This window comes from Bradyrhizobium liaoningense, assembly GCF_018130785.1.
In the GTDB taxonomy this organism is placed as follows: Bacteria; Pseudomonadota; Alphaproteobacteria; order Rhizobiales; family Xanthobacteraceae; genus Bradyrhizobium; species Bradyrhizobium liaoningense_A.
The window spans coordinates 1-16,856 of the sequence record NZ_JAFCJT010000007.1; the positions used below are offsets into that span (position 1 = coordinate 1).

At 64.0% G+C, this 16,856-nt stretch carries 16 protein-coding genes; 9 read left to right on the forward strand and 7 right to left on the reverse strand.

The window, feature by feature from the left end; translation table 11 throughout:
* The coding region (locus tag JQ627_RS17395) for a transposase (protein ID WP_212485386.1) at positions 1–786 on the reverse strand (786 nt) is incomplete at its 3' end.
* Between the two features lie 447 nt (positions 787–1,233).
* On the opposite strand from JQ627_RS17395, the gene JQ627_RS17400 reads away from it, so the two are divergent.
* Positions 1,234–1,740 (forward strand): hypothetical protein, encoded by a 507-nt coding sequence (locus JQ627_RS17400; protein WP_212485387.1) that lies wholly within the window; start codon positions 1,234–1,236, stop codon positions 1,738–1,740.
* A gap of 103 nt (positions 1,741–1,843) precedes the next feature.
* Here JQ627_RS17400 and JQ627_RS17405 read toward each other — a convergent pair whose 3' ends face one another.
* The gene (locus JQ627_RS17405; RefSeq protein ID WP_212485388.1) at positions 1,844–2,455 is read right to left on the reverse strand and encodes a TetR/AcrR family transcriptional regulator; all 612 of its coding nucleotides are present in this window, start codon (positions 2,453–2,455) and stop codon (positions 1,844–1,846) included.
* Between the two features lie 132 nt (positions 2,456–2,587).
* Here JQ627_RS17405 and JQ627_RS17410 point away from each other — a divergent pair, with 132 nt between their 5' ends.
* From JQ627_RS17410 to JQ627_RS17430, 5 genes are all read left to right on the forward strand, one after another.
* A complete protein-coding gene (locus tag JQ627_RS17410; protein WP_212485389.1) occupies positions 2,588–3,817 on the forward strand; it encodes a cytochrome P450 in 1,230 nt (409 codons plus the stop codon).
* A 134-nt stretch (positions 3,818–3,951) separates the two neighbouring features.
* A complete protein-coding gene (locus tag JQ627_RS17415) occupies positions 3,952–7,590 on the forward strand; it encodes an AsmA-like C-terminal region-containing protein (protein ID WP_212485390.1) in 3,639 nt (1,212 codons plus the stop codon).
* A gap of 315 nt (positions 7,591–7,905) precedes the next feature.
* Positions 7,906–9,024, forward strand: coding sequence for a DUF2336 domain-containing protein (locus tag JQ627_RS17420; protein WP_212485391.1), 1,119 nt, complete (start codon positions 7,906–7,908; stop codon positions 9,022–9,024).
* Between the two features lie 20 nt (positions 9,025–9,044).
* Complete coding sequence (locus JQ627_RS17425) at positions 9,045–9,278, forward strand: hypothetical protein (RefSeq protein WP_212485392.1); 234 nt, start codon at positions 9,045–9,047, stop codon at positions 9,276–9,278.
* A gap of 211 nt (positions 9,279–9,489) precedes the next feature.
* Entirely contained in the window at positions 9,490–9,717 is a 228-nt protein-coding gene (locus JQ627_RS17430) for a hypothetical protein (protein ID WP_212485393.1), read from the forward strand.
* 148 nt (positions 9,718–9,865) lie between these two features.
* On the opposite strand, the gene JQ627_RS17435 is transcribed toward JQ627_RS17430, so the two are convergent.
* Together JQ627_RS17435 and JQ627_RS17440 are read right to left on the reverse strand one after the other, a co-directional pair.
* Complete coding sequence (locus JQ627_RS17435) at positions 9,866–10,099, reverse strand: hypothetical protein (RefSeq protein ID WP_212485394.1); 234 nt, start codon at positions 10,097–10,099, stop codon at positions 9,866–9,868.
* 218 nt (positions 10,100–10,317) lie between these two features.
* Positions 10,318–11,055: a 3-oxoacyl-ACP reductase family protein gene (locus tag JQ627_RS17440; protein WP_212485590.1), complete on the reverse strand. Its 738-nt coding sequence runs from the start codon at positions 11,053–11,055 to the stop codon at positions 10,318–10,320.
* A 98-nt stretch (positions 11,056–11,153) separates the two neighbouring features.
* On the opposite strand from JQ627_RS17440, the gene JQ627_RS17445 reads away from it, so the two are divergent.
* The 3 genes from JQ627_RS17445 (at position 11,154) to JQ627_RS17455 (ending at position 13,027) form a co-directional block, all read left to right on the forward strand.
* Entirely contained in the window at positions 11,154–11,747 is a 594-nt protein-coding gene (locus JQ627_RS17445) for a TetR/AcrR family transcriptional regulator (RefSeq protein WP_212485395.1), read from the forward strand.
* Positions 11,748–11,984: 237 nt separating this feature from the next.
* A complete protein-coding gene (locus JQ627_RS39055; protein ID WP_249143152.1) occupies positions 11,985–12,617 on the forward strand; it encodes a cupin domain-containing protein in 633 nt (210 codons plus the stop codon).
* The gene (locus JQ627_RS17455; protein WP_212485396.1) at positions 12,542–13,027 is read left to right on the forward strand and encodes a YkgB family protein; all 486 of its coding nucleotides are present in this window, start codon (positions 12,542–12,544) and stop codon (positions 13,025–13,027) included. Before JQ627_RS39055 ends, JQ627_RS17455 begins: the two co-directional genes overlap by 76 nt.
* Before the next feature lie 12 nt (positions 13,028–13,039).
* On the opposite strand, the gene JQ627_RS17460 is transcribed toward JQ627_RS17455, so the two are convergent.
* The 3 genes from JQ627_RS17460 to JQ627_RS17470 all read right to left on the reverse strand — a co-directional run bounded on the left by JQ627_RS17460 (position 13,040) and on the right by JQ627_RS17470 (position 16,816).
* Positions 13,040–13,534: a GNAT family N-acetyltransferase gene (locus JQ627_RS17460; protein WP_212485397.1), complete on the reverse strand. Its 495-nt coding sequence runs from the start codon at positions 13,532–13,534 to the stop codon at positions 13,040–13,042.
* Between the two features lie 64 nt (positions 13,535–13,598).
* Positions 13,599–15,305, reverse strand: a complete 1,707-nt coding sequence (locus JQ627_RS17465) for a response regulator (protein WP_212485398.1) — start codon at positions 15,303–15,305, stop codon at positions 13,599–13,601.
* Entirely contained in the window at positions 15,302–16,816 is a 1,515-nt protein-coding gene (locus JQ627_RS17470) for an ATPase domain-containing protein (RefSeq protein ID WP_212485399.1), read from the reverse strand. The genes JQ627_RS17465 and JQ627_RS17470 overlap by 4 nt, the downstream gene beginning before the upstream one ends.
* Positions 16,817–16,856: the final 40 nt, after the last annotated feature.

A 16,856-nucleotide genomic window follows, 5' to 3' on the forward strand; every position in this document is an offset into this window, starting at 1 on the left:
GCGCTCCTCTGTTCGTTCGATCATTGTCCTCGCCGCTCCGACCTCGGCCTGGCGAATGGAGCGGGACGCCTCAACATCAACGATGACGCCGAACTTCACGTCGATGAGATAATTGTCGGAGTAAGCGAAGAATGCTGGTCCCTTGTGAGCTCCGGTCCACTGGGCCGCGGGATCGGACAGCGAGATGAACTTCGGGACAACGTCACTGGCCGCACCCCACGCCGTATCGTCGAGGGTTGCCAGATACTCCTTCACCGCGCGGCTTGACCTCGCCGGATCGCGATCCCTACGCCAATCCTGACCCGCGATCGAGCGCTGCTTGTTGGCATCTGCCTGGATCAGGCTCGCGTCCACCGCAAAACCTTCGCCACCAACCAGACCGGCCACGATGCACGCCTCGACGACATGTTCGAATACGCCACGAACGACATCTCCCTCGCGGAAGCGCTCATTGCGGGCCCGCGAGAAGGCCGAATGATCCGGGATAGCATCCTCGATACCGAGCTTGCAGAACCACCGATAGGCGAGGTTCACCTGCACTTCACGGCAGAGCAGCCGCTCCGAGCGGATCGCGAAGACATACCCCACGATCAGCATCCGGATCATCAGCTCCGGATCGATCGACGGGCGACCCATGGACGAATAATGAGGAGCTAGTTCGCTGCGAAGCCAAGACAGATCGAGAGCGGTGTCGATCTTCCGCACCAGATGATCTTCGGGAACCACGTCGCTGAGATGAAACTCGTAGAACAGTTGCCCTTGGTCACTCTTCAGACGGCCCATCATGGATCGACCTCGTCGCGATTCGCGCCAACACAACGGAATCACGCTTGCCAGTTCGTCTCAACTGACTTTTGCAACAAAATCGGGCCCTCAGCCGAAGGTCGATTGAGTGCGTGTCATGTCGGCTGTCAGGGGCAAACCGGACGCCGATCCAACTTGGCGTCTACCGCTGCTTTTGACCCAAAGCGGACCATTCTTCCGAAACTCTATTGTGTTCCATGTTACGATTCGGCCCCATAGTTTTGGCAACTGGCCAAGCGCAAAGCCGACGCCGCGACCCCAGTGCAGTCGGTGGCAGAGGTGGAGAGCAAGGAACAGGGAACGTGATCGATGATTTTTAGCAGAGCAGCGAAGGTGACGGGTTTCGCGCAGGGCTCAACTCATCGTACGTACGGGGTGGCCTTGTTTGTCTTTCTTTGCCTAACCGCGCCGTCTGAAAGGGTCTCTGCGATGAACGACTCTCTGGATTCCTTTCAACCAAAAACCGGGCAAACGGTTTACACCCACTGGTGGTCACCAGCCGAGCCAGAGAGCGAAGAGTTTGAATTGCCTTCGGGCACAAAGACCTGCTCGCGGCTCAAAGCGCGGTTTGTTGGGGAAATTTCTTGGGTGGCTGCGCGTGTCGGTCCCGGTTATCCGTCTGAAGTGAGCTTCTTTGTAGAAGATAATTTTGGCGATCAGCAATATAGCACCGGCAAAATCATAAAGGCCTCCTTTTACGTTCGCTACAACGACGTTCATTTTGGCCAATCAGAAATAAACCGAAAGCTGGGCGCGAGCGACTTTTGGTTTCGGGATCGCAACGACGTAAATCATGTTCTTCTGCTGCGTCTAGACGAAGACAAGCCAAAGACTCCCACCTCGTATGTCTGTGTCTTTAAAGAAGGTGAGCGGGTTCTACTATCGTATTTTTTGAAAAGGTCGCCACCGCATCCGTGGTCCTCACCGCAAGAGTGATGATTGGATGACTTCCGTTGTTGGCCCGAAGCGGTCGACCCGGCATGTCCGCTAGATGTCCGCTCCTTGGGGGTGAAGCAGACATCGCGGATTTGTACACGCCCTAGTTCGACGACAATCCCGTCCTGCGCCTCAAATCCGTGATCGCGCGCAAGAAGCTGTCGGCCGGCGTCGTCTCCGGATCGATCAGCCGGTGCAGGCGAAAGCCGTCTTCCAGTGCCAGCACGACGGAGGCCATCCACGGCGGGTTCAGATTGTCGTTCCTGCCGTTGCCCTTCAGCGTCGCCTCGACGATGTCGGCGACCAGCTTGCGCCGGGCGCGCAGGCGTTTTGCGAGCTCGGGGCGCCGCTTCTCGGCGCGCGCGACGAACAGGATCATCTCCATGTGGAGGAGGGGCGAGCGGCCGAGCGGGTCTTGCCGGCTGCGATCCATCGCCTTCAGCGCCGCGATGAAATCGTCGAGATTGTCGTGCTGCGCGAGGATGTCCAGGTTGCGCCGGATCGACTGCTCGACATGGTCCTCGAGCATGGCGATGATCAATTCGTCCTTGCTCTTGAAATTCGAATAGAACGCGCCGCGGGTGAAACCCGCCGCGGCCGCGATCGCCTCGATGCTGGCGCCGCCGATGCCGTCCGCCTCGAACACGCGCGCGGCCGCCTCGAACAGCTTGTCGCGCGTATCGTCCCTGGTCGGCCTGGTTCTCACCCTTGACATCGGCGCAGGTTAGGGCAGAATGCAACTCGATACAACAATGTATCGAGTTGATAAATTCCAGGGATGGTTACGTCGCGCACGCAAGGGGCTGCCGGCGTATTCGTGTCATGCGGCAACCGATTTGAGGTCACCATGAACGAGCAAGTGCAACCCGCAGGCGGACCGCTGTTCAACCCGCTGTCGCCGGACTTCATCCGCGACCCCTATCCGCATTATGAGCGGCTGCGCGCGATCGATCCGATCCACGTCACGCCGTTCGGCCAGTTCGTCACCAGCCGCCATGCCGACGTCAGCCTCGTGATGCGCGACAAGCGCTTCGGCAAGGATTTCGTCGAGCGTTCCAAGCGCCGCTACAGCCCCGCTATCATGGACGAGCCGGTGTTCCGCAGCATGAGCCACTGGATGCTGCAGGCCGATCCGCCGGACCACACCCGCCTGCGCGGCCTCGTGGTGAAGGCGTTCACTGCCCGCCGCGTCGAGGACATGCGGCCGCGGATCCAGGAGATCGTCGACCAGGCCATCGATGCCGTGATCGATCGCGGCCACATGGACCTGATCGAGGATTTCGCGTTCCGCCTGCCTGTCACCATCATCTGCGACATGCTCGGCATCCCCGAGGAACACCGTGAGACGTTCTACAAGAGCTCGCGCGACGGCGGCCGGCTGCTCGATCCCGTGCCGCTCACGCCGGAGGAGATCGCCAAGGGCAACGCCGGCAACATGATGGCGCAGATGTACTTCCAGCAGCTGTTCGAGCTGCGTCGCAAGAACCCCGGCGACGACCTCACCACCCAACTGGTGCAGGCCGAGGAAGACGGCAACAAGCTCACCAATGAGGAGCTCACCGCCAACATCATCCTGCTGTTCGGCGCCGGCCACGAGACCACGGTCAATCTGATCGGCAATGGCCTGCTGGCGCTGCATCGCAATCCGGACCAGCTCGCGCTGCTCAAGGCGAAGCCGGAGCTGATGGTCAACGCCATCGAGGAGTTCCTGCGCTACGATTCCTCGGTGCAGATGACCGGCCGCGTTGCGCTGGAGGACATCGACGATCTCGGCGGCAAGAAGATCCCCAAGGGCGAGACCGTGCTCTGCCTGCTCGGCTCCGCCAACCGCGATCCGGCGGTCTATCCTGACCGGCCCGACCGGCTCGATGTCACCCGGCCCAATGTCAAGCCGCTGTCGTTCGGCGGCGGCATCCATTTCTGCCTGGGCGCCCAATTGGCGCGCATCGAGGCCGAAATCGCCATCGCGACGCTGTTGCGGCGGCTGCCCGATCTGCGCATCGACGACGTCGAGAACCCGGAATGGCGCCCGACCTTCGTGCTGCGCGGCCTCAGGCGCCTGCCGGCGAGCTGGTGAAGGCGGGGGACGCGTTAACCTCCGCGCGCAACAGTCGCTGTGACTTCGCCACACTTCCCCTTATATAAGGGGCTGTTCCGGCGCGCCTGAGGCCCTCAGGTTTGGCCCGGGCCGGTTTGGCCGAGGGGAGACCCGTGCAGACGACGCTGCTCGGACTGGCGATTGCCTTCATCATTGCGCTTCTCGCTGCGCTGATCGGGCCCTACTTCATCGACTGGAACCAGTTCAGGCCCCAGTTCGAGGCGGAGGCGGGCGCCATCATCGGCGTGCCGGTGCGGGTGGCGGGCGAGCTGGATGCGCGGCTGCTGCCGGCGCCGACCTTGCGGCTGCGCTCGGTCACCTTCGGCGGCAACAACGATCTCGGCCGCCTGCGCGCCGACAAGCTCGACGTCGAGTTCAGCCTGAGCTCGCTGATGCGCGGCGAATGGCGCGCCACCGAGCTGACCGTCAACGGCATGGCGGTCGATCTCGGCCTCGATGCGCGCGGGCGGGTCGATCTGCCGTCCACCGCCAGCGGCACGTTTAACCTCGCCTCGCTCGCCATCGAGCGGCTGAACCTCACCGGCCGCATCGCCCTGCATGATGCCGCCAGCCGCTCGACCCTGGAGCTGAACGACATCGTCTTCTCCGGCGATGTCCGCTCGCTGGCTGGTTCGGTGCGGGGCGACGGCAGCTTCACGGCCAACAGGGTGCGCTACCCGTTCCGTGTCTCTTCCGGCCCGAGCGCCGACGGCAGCGCCACCCGTCTCCATCTCAATATCGATCCCGGCGAGCGCGCCATTCTGGCCGATCTCGAAGGCGTGCTCGCCTTCGACAACCGTCTGCCGAAATTCGACGGCGCGCTGATCCTTGCCGTGCCGCCGCCGAAGAAGCCGGGCGAGGCGGGGCCGACGCCCTGGAAGCTCACGACAAAGCTCAAGGCCGATCCGGCCGGCGCCAAATTCGATCAGATCGACGCGAGCTTTGGCGTCGAAGACAATGCGCTCAAGTTCGGCGGTGTCGGCGATGTCAGGTTCGGCGCTTCGCCGCTGCTGCGCGCGGTGCTGTCGGCGCGCCAGGTCGATGCCGACAAGCTGACGGGCAAGGACGATGCCGAGCCGCAGCGCGTTCTGTCGGCGCTGCGCGCAGGCCTTGCGGCGATCCCGCAGGCGCCGATGCCGGCGCAGATCGAGTTCAACTCCGACCAGATCATGCTGGGCGGACGTCCGCTCCAGAACATCACGGCCGAGCTTGCGACCGACGGAAGGTCCTGGACCTTCCGGCGGCTCGAGCTGCGCGCGCCCGGCATGACGCAGCTCTCGCTGAACGGTGCGACGCCCGGCGCCGACAGCTTCAGCGGCCGTCTCGCCGTGGAGTCGTCCGATCCCGATACGCTGGTGGCCTGGCTCCAGGGCCGCAGCGAGGTCAACCGCCGCAGCACGCGGCCGCTGCGCCTCGCCGGCGACGTGACCATCGCCGCCAACCATCTCGCCGTCGACAGGCTGAAGGCCGAGATCGAGGGCGGCGCGGTGGAGGGCCGCATCGCCTTCGTCCAGACCGGCGCGAGCAAGGGCTCGCGGATCGAGGCCGAGCTCAAGGCCGATCGTCTCGACCTCGATGCCGCCGCAAGCTTCGTGCGCGCGCTCGCGGGGCCGCAGGGGGAATGGCCGGAGGAAGCCAAGCTTGCGCTCGATGTCGGCCGCGCGATGTCGGCCGGACAGGAGCTGCAAGCGTTCGAGACCCGGCTCAACTATGATCCGGCGAGCATCGTTCTCGATCGTCTGAAGTTCGGTCGGCCGGGAGGACTCTCGATTGACGGCGGCGGCAATCTTGATCGGGCCAATCTGCAGGGCAGGCTGGTGCTTCATTCTACCGCGCCATCGCTTGCGCAAATGCTGTCCGTTGCCGCGCCACTTGCTCCGGCTCTGACCGCACGTCTCTCCGCGATCGATCTCGGCTCCGGTCCGGCAAGTGCGGACCTGTCCTTCGACCTCCTCTCCAGCAAGGCTGTAACGGGTGGTCGCTCTGCAAGCGCCCAAATCAATTTCGCGACGCCGCGGGTGAAAGGGCAGATCGAAGCCGGCGCGGCTCCGTCGCTTGCCGATCTTCGCGGCATGGATCTCGTCGCGCTTTCTCGCACCGAGATGAATGTGCGCGCGCAACTCTCGGCAGAGCGCGGGAGCACTCTGACCGCCTTGCTTGGGCTCGACGGCGTCGTTGCAGCCGGCGATGTGTCGACCAAGTTCGAAGGGACTGCGAGCGGCGTCTGGCAGAAACCGCTGCAATTCAGCGCGAAGCTCTCGGGAGGCCTGGACGCGGACATACAGGGCAGTTTCGACCGCCCGGCATCGAAAGGCAGTGCGAACCTGCGCGTGCGCAACGCCAATCTGGCGCCGCTGTTCGGGACCAGCCCTGCCGACAAATCGGTGCAGAGCGTCAACCTGTCCTCCCGCGTCGGCCTCTCCGGCAACCGCCTGACCTTCGACGATCTCGACAGCAGCGCGGCCGGCTCGCATCTGCGCGGCCATCTTTCGGTGACGCTCGATCAGGACAAGAGCGTCGATGGCGAAGTCGGCCTCGACTCGCTCGATCTCGCGCCCGCGCTCGCGATGGCCATCGGCGCCGCCGGACATGATGCCGGCGAGCCGCTGAGTGCGGGGCTCATCAGTGGCTGGCGCGGCCGCATCGCCTTCCAGGCATTGCGCGGCACCTTGCCTGACGGCATCGAGCTGCGCCCCGTCGGCGGCACGATCCGCAGCGACGGCCAGTCGCTCGCACTCGACGCGCTCAAGGGGGGTGTCGGCGGCGGTGAGATGTCGGCGAGCTTCGACGCGCGCAATGGCGCCAATGGCGTTGCGCTGAACGCGCGTATCGAGCTCCGAAATGTCGATGCGGCGACGCTGCGCTACCGCGATCTCGCGTTGCCCAAGGGACGCGCCTCGGTGCAGATGGCGCTGACCAGCCAGGGCCGCAGCGTTGCGGCGTTGACCGGTGCGCTCGCCGGCAATGGCACGGTGACGCTCGAGGCCGCGGAAATCAGCGGCCTCAATCCGCGCGCCTTCGAGATCGCCATCCGCGCCAGCGACGGCGGCCAGGTTGCCGACGACAACAGGCTGCGGCAGCTCGTCGAGCCCGCGCTGTCGGCAGGTCAGATCGCGGTCGCCTCGGCACAGATCCCGTTCACGATCCGCGACGGCCGCCTGCGCGTCGGCGCGACACCGCTGGAAGCAAAGAACGCGCGGGCCATCGTCTCCGGCGGCTACGACATTCCCGCCGACCAGGCCGACATCCGCGCCAGCCTGACGCCGATCATGACCGGACTGTCGGGCGCGCCGCCGGAGATCCAGCTGTTCGCGGCAGGTCCTCCCGACAAGCTCACCCGCACCGTCGATCTCGGGCCGCTGTCGTCATGGCTCGCGGTGCGTACGATCGATCGCGAGACGCGCCGGCTGGACGCGATCGAGCGCGGCGAGCCGCCGCCGGCGACCGCGGCGCTGCCGACGCTGGTCTCGCCCGATCCGGTGCCCGAGCCGTCGCTGACCGACGTGCCGATGCCCGGCCGCGATCCGCGCCGCGCGCCGCACAAGACCAAGGTCGAACCCAAGGCCGCGGCGACGCCGAAGGCGCCGCAGGCAGCTCCCGCGGTGCCAAGCCCTCCACTCACAAGCCCGCCGCTCGCGAGTCAACAGATCGCGCCGCTGCCGCCGCCGATCGAGGTGAGGCCGGCGCCAGGCCCGCCGCCCGCCAAGCCCAAGCCGAAGCCGCCGCTGGTGCTGACGCCGTCGAATCCGTGAACGCAGCACTGGTCATGCCCGGGCGTAGCCGTCCGAAGGACGGCGTCGCTTCGCTCGCCTATGTCCCGGGCATCCACGTTCTTCGTGCAGCAAGGCATGGATGGCCGGGGAAGCAAGGTGGCACAAGCCTGTTCGGCAAGCGCAGCCCTGCGCGCCGGTAAACCCATTCCCGCGCATTTTAACGAATTTTGCTCGGCAAAACTGATCTGCCGACTTTACTGGATTCTCGCGTTTGATCCCTAGTGTTGGTCCCAGAGGAATTCGGCGCCCTGCAAGCACAAGCGGGACGGCTAGCCAAGAACTGGGGTGAACGAGATGAACGGGGCGAAATCGCTTCTACAGGATCTGGACGACGCGATCGCGCGTGGCACCGACGAGAGCCGGGCGAAGGCGTTGTGGCATGCGACCGACATCCTGATCACAGGCCGCTACAGCGACGACGAGATCAGCATGTTCGGCGAGGTCATCGGGCGGCTCGCCGACGAGATCGAGGTCGCCGCGCGAGCGCAGCTCTCCGAGCTGATGTCGGCCTGCGACCACGCTCCGCTCAATGTCATCGAGAAGCTCGCCCTCGACGACGAGATCGACGTCGCCGGTCCCGTGCTGCGCGACTCCAATCGTATCGACGAGAAGATGCTGGTCGAGAGCGCCATGACCAAGGGCCAGGCGCATCTGCTCGCGATCGCCCAGCGCAAGTCGATCGGTGAAGCCGTCACCGACGTGCTGGTCAAGCGCGGCGACCAGGAGGTCGTGACTTCCGTCGCCAAAAACGAGGGCGCGCGCTTCTCCGGCTCCGGCCTGCTGCACATGGTCCGGCGCGCCGAGGGCGACTCGATCCTCGCCGAGCAGCTCGGCCTGCGCAAGGACGTGCCGCGCCACATCTTCCAGCAGCTCATCGCGAAGGCCTCGGAGGACGTCCGCCGCCGCCTCGAGAGCGAGCGGCCCGAGATGATGTCGCAGATCCAGAGCTCCGTGACCGAGGTCACCGGCGATCTTCAGTCCAAGTTCGGACCGTCCTCGCGCAGCTACTTCGTCGCCAAGCGCGTGGTGACGACGCAGTACCGCCAGGGCAACCTCAACCAGGACTCGATCTCGAACTATGCGCGCCAGCACCGTTTCGACGAGGTGCAGATCGGCCTGTCGCTGTTGTCGTCGCTTCCGGTCGACGTGATCGAGCGCGCGATGATGGACCGCAATCGCGAGATACTCCTGGTGCTGTGCAAGGCGCTCGACTTCTCGTGGGACACGACCATGTCGCTGCTGTTCCTCGGCGCCAAGGATCATCTGATCACGGCGCGCGAGCTCCAGGACAGCGAACGCGAGTTCGGCAAGCTCAAGATCGAGACGTCGCGCAGCGTTCTGAAGTTCTACCAGTCGCGCAAGACCGGCGCGGGTGCCGATACGGGCCGTCAGCCCGAGCTCCAGGTGCACTGAGCGAGAGGGGAGTATTTGCCATGTTGCCTCAATTCGGCACCGCAATTCGCAAGAGCAAGGTCCTCAGCGCCGACATCGGCGGATCGGCTCCGGACAAGGCCTCGGTCGACGCCGCGTGGCTCGTGCTGGAAGCCGCCAACGATCTCGGCGACCACGCCGCCGTCGAAGCCTGCCGCCGCGTCATCGACGCCGAGCTCAACGGCACGGTGGCCGGCAGCTCGGATATCGATCTCGTGCTGGGGTATTTCAGGTAGGACGCCGTGGCCCGGACGAAGCGCAGTGCAATCCGGGACCGCCGTTTCCGCGCAAGAACACCCGGATTACGCTTCGCTTCATCCACGCTGCGCGGCTGAGTGTGTCGGAAGGGATGGCTGTTGCAGCGCGCTACCTCCTGGCGCGGTCGAAAGTATGCTATCATACCACCAGGGATAGCATTCGCTATTCCTGAATTCGGGAGAGATAGCCATGAAGACCTTCGCGTTCCTCGTCGTCGGGCTCGCTGTCACAACCCTTTCAGTGCCGACAGCCAACGCGCAATACAAATGCTCCTTCAGTGCCGGCACCATTTCCCCGGTCCCGTGTGCCAAGCGTTATGCCGTCAACTACGAAGCGTGCCGAAAATACGTCATCGAGCATGGCTCGACCGGGGCTGACGCCATGTGGTGGTGTACGAGCCAGGGGTACACGAAGTAGCTGAACGAGCGATTTGATAGGCCGCGCAAAGTGATCTGATGTCGGCGAAGAGGCCGCCGCGCTGGGCGGCCTCTTCGTTGCGTCCAACGCAAAACACAAAAAGGCCCCGCTGAAGCGGGGCCTCCTTGTTCGATCGTGCTGGCTCGCCCTAATCGTCCCAATGATGATAACGACGGATCACGACGCCGCGGTCGTAGTCGCGGTCGTGTTGGTACCAGCCACGGTGCCAGCCGCGGTCATGCTCGTAGATGCGCGCGCGGGGGCCGTCATAATAGTCCCTGTCGCCGCCGACATAGACGCCGAAGCCGGCCGCATTGGCGATGGTGGGGGTACCGATTGCAAGCGTCGCTAGCGCTGCGAGAGCGTAAGTCAGCTTCTTCATCTGTTCCTCCTTGGTTTGCGTCCGTCGCGGGTCAACGACCGCCACCATCGCCTGTTGCAGGAACGGGCAAGAAACTTTCTTGAATGGCTGTTCAGGTCCAGCCTCATCGCAGCCGCAATGGAACTGCTATCCGCCGGTTTTCTTTTGTTCCGATCATCGCAGTGAAATGCAGGTAATGGCCGGACCAATTTTCGGCCCGACCATTCGTGCTCGAATGGTTACGCGTTCGCGCCGCCGTCGACGGTCAACGTCGACCCGGTGATGTATTTTGCCTTCGCACTCGCCAGGAATGCCACGGCGTTCGCGATGTCATCGGTCGCACCATACCGGCCCAGTGCCATGAACTGTTTCAGCGTCTCCGCGGTCGGGCCGCTTGCCGGGTTCATGTCGGTGTCGATCGATCCCGGCTGCACCAGGTTGACCGTGACGTCCCTGGGGCCGAGCTCCCGCGCCAGCGCCTTCGTGAACGCTGCAAGCGCCGACTTCGACGCCGCGTACACGCCGAGCACCGGCGCAGGCACGCGGTCGGCGAAATAGCTGCCGATGGTGATGATGCGGCCGCCTTTGCCAAGGTGGCGCAGCGCGGCCTTGCTCGCGATCAGCGGCGAACGGACATTGACGTTCAGCAGCGCATCGATGTCGGCGAGCGAGATGTCGTTGAGGCCGCCCAATCGCAGAATGCCGGCATTGTTGACCAGGATATCGAGCCCGCCCAACTCCTTGACGGTTTTGTCGATCGAAGCCTGAACGGCGGCGACATCGGCGCTGTCGGCCTGGATCGCCACGGCCTTGCGCCCGCCTGCCTTGATGGCGTCCACGACCTTCGCGGCGCTGTCTGCCGACTTCTCGTAAGTGATTGCAACGTCAGCGCCTTCTGCAGCCAACGCTTTTGCTATGGCTGCACCGATACCCCTGCTTGCGCCCGTCACCAGGGCCCGTTTTCCTGCCAGCGTCATCTGATCTCTCCAATTCTGTAACGATCGACACAGAATATGTGGAGTCTTGATCGGTCGCGTCAAGTCAATTATGTGTTGATCATTACAGAAAGGAAGCGATGGCCGGACGACCCAGGGAATTCGACCGAGATGCAGCCCTCGAAGCCGCCATGTTCCTGTTTTGGCGCAAGGGTTTCGAGGCGGCCTCGATGCACGACCTCTGCGACGCCATGGGCGTCCGCTCTCCGAGCCTCTATGCGGCCTTCGAAAGCAAGGAAGCGCTCTATCTCGCTGCGATCGAGCATTACGTCCTGACCCAGGGGCCTCCGGTGTGGGACAAGCTCGCGGAAGGAAAGACCGCGCGGGCCGGCATCGAAAACCTGCTGATCGGGGCGACTGAGACCCTGCCGAAATCCCGCACGGCGCCGGCCGGCTGCATGGCCGTGCTGGGCGCCGTCAGCGACGAATGGCCGGCCACAATCGCCCGCGCGATCAGGAAGGTCCGGCTCGACATGCTCGGCAATCTGCGTGCGCGGATCGAAGGCGCGGTCGGCAGCGGCGAGCTGCCCGCCGCAACCGACGTCGATGCGCTGAGCCGTTTCTATCTGAGTGTCTTTCAGGGCATGGCGATCCAGGCCAAGGACGGCGCCACGCCTGAGGACTTGAGAGGCGTAGCGAACGCGGCCATGGCGATGTGGCCGGGCGAGCGGTAGCTCGCGGCCTGTAGAGCGCAGCGAAACCCATCATTGAGTCCAGGCCTGCCGAGGCGTGATGGGTTTCGCTCCGCTCTACCCACCCTACGAGCTGATGTTGCCTCGTCGCGGCGCTATCTGCGGCACCGAATGAACCGGAGATCGGCCATTTTGTTGCCTTGCGCGCAGCATCCCATCGTCATTCGCCGCGATTAGGCGCGGCGGCGACGGCTCAATCCTCGACGAGACAGGTGCCCCATGGACGAAGATATCGACGGTCAGGCAAGCGCCCCGCAAGCAGGGTTTGCCGGTGTCACGCTCAAGATTCTCGAACGTCTTCCCCTGCCGGGCAATCATCAGGAGCTCTTGGTCGTCGAGGTTACCTATCCGCCCGGCGGCGTCGCGCCGCTTCACCGGCATCCCGTCGCGGGCGCGATCTACATCGTCGAAGGTGTCGCCGAATCCGCCTATGGCAGCGACGAGCCACGGCAATACCGGGCGGGCGAGACGTTGCAGGACCGGGCGGATCTTCCACACACCCTGTTTCGCAATTGCGACCCGGAACGACCGCTCCGCTTCCTGACCATCTACGTGCTCGAGACGTGCTCGAGCCCGGGCGCTCCTACACGCTGGAGCCGTGAGGCTGCTGCGGCAAAGCCCGGCTCACCGACGATCGTGCTGCGGTCCAGCGCACATACCTGTGAACAAGGGAACCCCACCGCGCATGTAACGACTGACGCTCCCCTCCGTACAGCCCATAGCGAACGTTTTCGTTCGCCAACAGATGCACGCGCAATCCGGGGAGAAATCGTCACATGCAAGGTTTCAACATCGCTGAGAATGGTGGAGGCTCTTATCGTCCGCTCGCCATTCTCCGCTGGGTCATGGTGATCATTTTCGTATCGTTTGGAATGCAGAAGTTCACGCTGCAATCCGCACAGGGCATCGCCCAGTTCATCAGCAACAGTCCGATCATCTCCTGGCTGTCGGTGTTCGGCCTGAGGGGAGAGGCCTACTTTCTCGGTGTCACCGAATTCGTGATTGCGGCGCTGCTCGTGGCAGGCAGCTTCAGTCCGGTCTTGTCGGCGCTGGGTTCATTCATGGGCGTGGTGACCTTTGCGGTCACGTGGTCGTTCTTCTTCACGACGCCGGGCGTCGTCACATGGAGCCTGTCAACCGATCCGATGGCGTGGAATTTGGCCGGCGAGTTCCTGTTCAAGGACATCGTCCTGCTGTGTGTTTGCGTGGTGTTGTTTCTCGCCTCGTTGCCGCAATCAATTGTCCGGCTCCGCACCGGCTGAGCGTTCAGCCTCTCACCGTCGGATGCGGTAGATCACGACGGCTTCACCGTGATGCGTCGTGCTCTTCTCGAGTATGTAGCTCGACTTCTCCAGCACGCGGCGGGATGCGCCATGTCCGACAAAGACAAGGCCGATGAGGGACGGCAGCGCGAGTTGTGACAGCCCGATCTCGGTTAGCGCCGTCGCGATCTCGCTCGCAAGGCCCCGACCCCAGAATTCGCGTTTGAACGCGTAGGCAATCTCGATCTCGTCCACGCCATCGACGAGGATATGCCGGATCCCCGCCCGCCCGGCGAAGCATCCGTCTTTGTGCAGCACAAACAGTCCGAAGCCGTGCCGGTCCCAATGGGCCATGTTTGTCGCGAGATAGGTCTTCGTCACCTCGGCCGAGCGCACGCCGCCGAGATAGCGGGACACCTGGGCATCGAGATGCAGCGCGACGAGATCGGCGAGGTGATCCTCGCACAGCTTTTCGGCGGTCAACCTGTCGGTGCTGAAGCGATTCATGGAAACAGATTGCCGCCTTGAAGGCCGTTCGTCGATCGCTTTCGCGATGCGACACCGCACGACGTCAGCGCCGGCTGAACCGCTTGGACTCCGTGTCGAGCCCGGATTCTGACTTCGCCGCGCTGAGCGCCGCGGCCAGCTCGTCGATATGATAGGGTTTCGGCAGAATCTGCAGACCCGCCAGTTCGGCGTCGTGAACTGCGGCTTCGGAGTATCCGCTGGTCAGAAGCACGGGTATGTCGCTTCGCCTTCTCCTGATCTCCCGCGCCAGCTCGACCCCGTTCATGCCGCCGGGCATCATGATATCGGAAAAGATGAGGTCGACGGCGCGGCCGTCGGCCAGGGCGCCGAGCGCGGCCGCGCCGCTCGCAGCGCGCGTGACCTCGTAACCGAGCTGGTCCAGCATCTCGCTCACCAATGCGGCAACCTCGTCGTCGTCTTCGACCAGAAGGATTCGGCCATGATTGCTCTTTTTCGGCCGCGCCATCTTGAGATCGATGAGGTCTCGGTCCCTGGCGGGAAGGCTGAGCGATCGCGGCAGGTAGAGCTCGATGCTGGTGCCCTGGCCGACTTCCGATCGAATGCGGACTGTCCCCCGTGACTGCGTCGCAAATCCATGGACCTGGGCGAGCCCGAGCCCCGAGCCCTTTCCGACCTCCTTGGTCGTGAAGAATGGTTCGAAAACGCGTGACAGGATCTCCGGGCCCATGCCGACGCCGGTATCGACCACGGACAGGCGCACGTAGTCTCCGGCGATCTGCTTGTCATTCAGATCGGGCAGATTTTCCCCGCGCACCAGAATCGTGCCGCCATTGGGCATGGCGTCGCGGGCGTTGACGGCGAGATTGAGGATCACGAGCTCGAGCTCGCCGGGATCGACCTCCACCGGCCAGAGCGTGTCCGGAAAATCGAACTCGACATGGACGTCACCTCTCAGGCTTCGATCGAGCAGTTCGCGCATGCCGCCCATCTGCGAGGCGACGTCGACGGGCTCGGGCCGGAGCGTCTGCCGGCGGGAGAACGCTAGAAGCTGCTTGGTCAGGCTGGCCCCGCGCTGGGCGGCCTGGACCATCCCGTCCATGAGCCGGCGGCGACGGGCCGGATCGGTCTGGCGGTCGAGCATGTCGAGGCCGCCGGAGATCACCATCAGCAGATTGTTGAAGTCGTGCGCAACCCCGCCGGTCAGCTGTCCGATGGCTTCGATCTTCTGGGCTTGCCGAAGTGTCTCCTCGACCCGCGCGCGCTCGTTCATTTCCAGGCGCAACTGCTCATTGGCTTCCGCGAGGGCCCGCGTGCGCTCGACCACCAGCGTCTCGAGCTCCTGAGCCGCCTGTTCGCGCGCCGCGAGCAGGGCCCGGATTTCATATTGCCGCCGCCGTGCGCGCAGGGCCGATTGAATGGCGCTGGTCAGCGTCATTGGCTGAACCGGCCGCTCGAGCAGCGAAACGTTGCGGAGAAGCGCGACAATGCTGCGGCGCCAGGCGAGGACGGCCGGCTGCTCGCGATGGCTGGTCAGGACAACGAAGGGCAGATCTGACCAGGGCGGCTGGCTCTCGATCCATTGTGCCAGCGGCGACGTGTCTTTCCCGAACAGCGCTTCCTCGGCAAGGAAAATGGCGCCGACGCCGGCCGTCATCTCGCTGACGAGTTCGGGGAGACTGCGGCAGCTGGTCGCTTCCAGGTGCGAACTCCGGAACAGCTCGACGGAGGCAAGTCCGTCGCGCCCGATCGGAGCAAAGACGAGAACATGGTGATCTCGCTCAACGCTCATTCAACCGACCCTTCGGGCGTAGATTCCCCAGTATAACGCGGATTGCCGGAAAAGATGCCGTTGAACTCCCTCAGGGGCGGACCGAGCGTGATGCCGGCGCTGCTGAGCCGGAATTCCCGGATAGTATGCTCGTGTCGGCCGCTGCGCTTCTTGACGACGGACAGAGCGCGCCGCACCGTTCCACCGACCTCGAAATAGCGCAGCATGAGCACCGAATCGCTGAGATAGCTGATGTCGAGCGGCGTATCCATCGGACCGACGAGGCCATGCTGGGCGAGGACCAGGATGGTCAGCACGCCCTGCTGCCCCAGATAGCTCAAGAGTTCGTGCATTTGCAGGATGAGAAAGCGCTCGTCGGGCATCGCTGCCAGATAGCCGTTCAGGCTGTCGATGATGACGAGGCGGGCATTGTCGGTCTCGACGCTCTTTCGCACGTTTGCGGCGAACTCACCCGGCGACAGCTCGGCGGGATCGATCTGCTGAAACCGGACATGCCCCGAATCGATGTGTTTTTGCAGATGCAGACCGAGTGTCCGGGCGCGCGCTTCGATCGTGCCGCGGCCTTCATCGAACGCGAAGAACACCGCGTGCTCGCCACGTTCGGCCGCCGCGATCGCATAGGTGAGCGCAACCGATGATTTGCCCACGCCGGCGGCCCCGATGAGCAGTGCGTTGGTGCCGCGCTCGAGACCTCCTCCCAGGAGCTGGTCGAGCTCGGCGTTGCCGCTGGGGGTGAACTCGCCGATAAAGGCCTTGTGATGTTCGGCCGCCACCAGGCGGGGAAATATCCGCAAGCCGCCTTGCTCGATCGTGAAATCGTGGAAGCCGCCGCGAAACCGGATGCCGCGCATCTTGATCACGCGGAGCCGGCGTCGCTCGGCGCCGTATTCGATCGCGAGCTGTTCGAGCATCACCACGCCGTGCGCAATGGAATGGAGCTGCAAATCGTCCTGAGATGACGAGAGATCGTCGAGCAGGACCACCGTGCAATTGCGGTTGGTGAAAAAATGCTTCAGCGCCAGCACCTGCCGCCTGTAGCGAAGCGGGTTCTGGGCAAGCAGGCGCAGCTCGGACAGGCTGTCGAGCACCACGCGGGTAGGATTGATCCGCTCGACCTCCTTGAAGATCAGACCGGTCGTCTCGCCCAGCTCCATTTCGGCGGGATGAAACACCGTGAGCTCGCGCTCCGGATCGAGCGTCGTCTCCGGTGGGACCAGTTCGAAGATGTCGATGCCGTCCAGCGACCAGCCGTGCCGCCGCGCCACGAGGTCCAACTCGCGCTCGGTTTCGGACAGCGAAATGTAGAGCACGCGCTCTCCGTCCCGCACACCTCTGAGCAGGAACTGGAGTGCGATGGTGGTCTTGCCCGTGCCGGGCCGCCCCTCGTAGAGATACATCCGGTTGGCGTCGAACCCGCCTCCCAGGATGTCGTCCAGGCCGGCGCTGCCGGTCGATATTCTGGGCGCCTCTCGGGGCGCACCGTCTGCAACAGTGCCGGATGGACTGCTCATTGAACCCCCTGACGCTTTGAAAAGGGCGCCACCGCCCCTA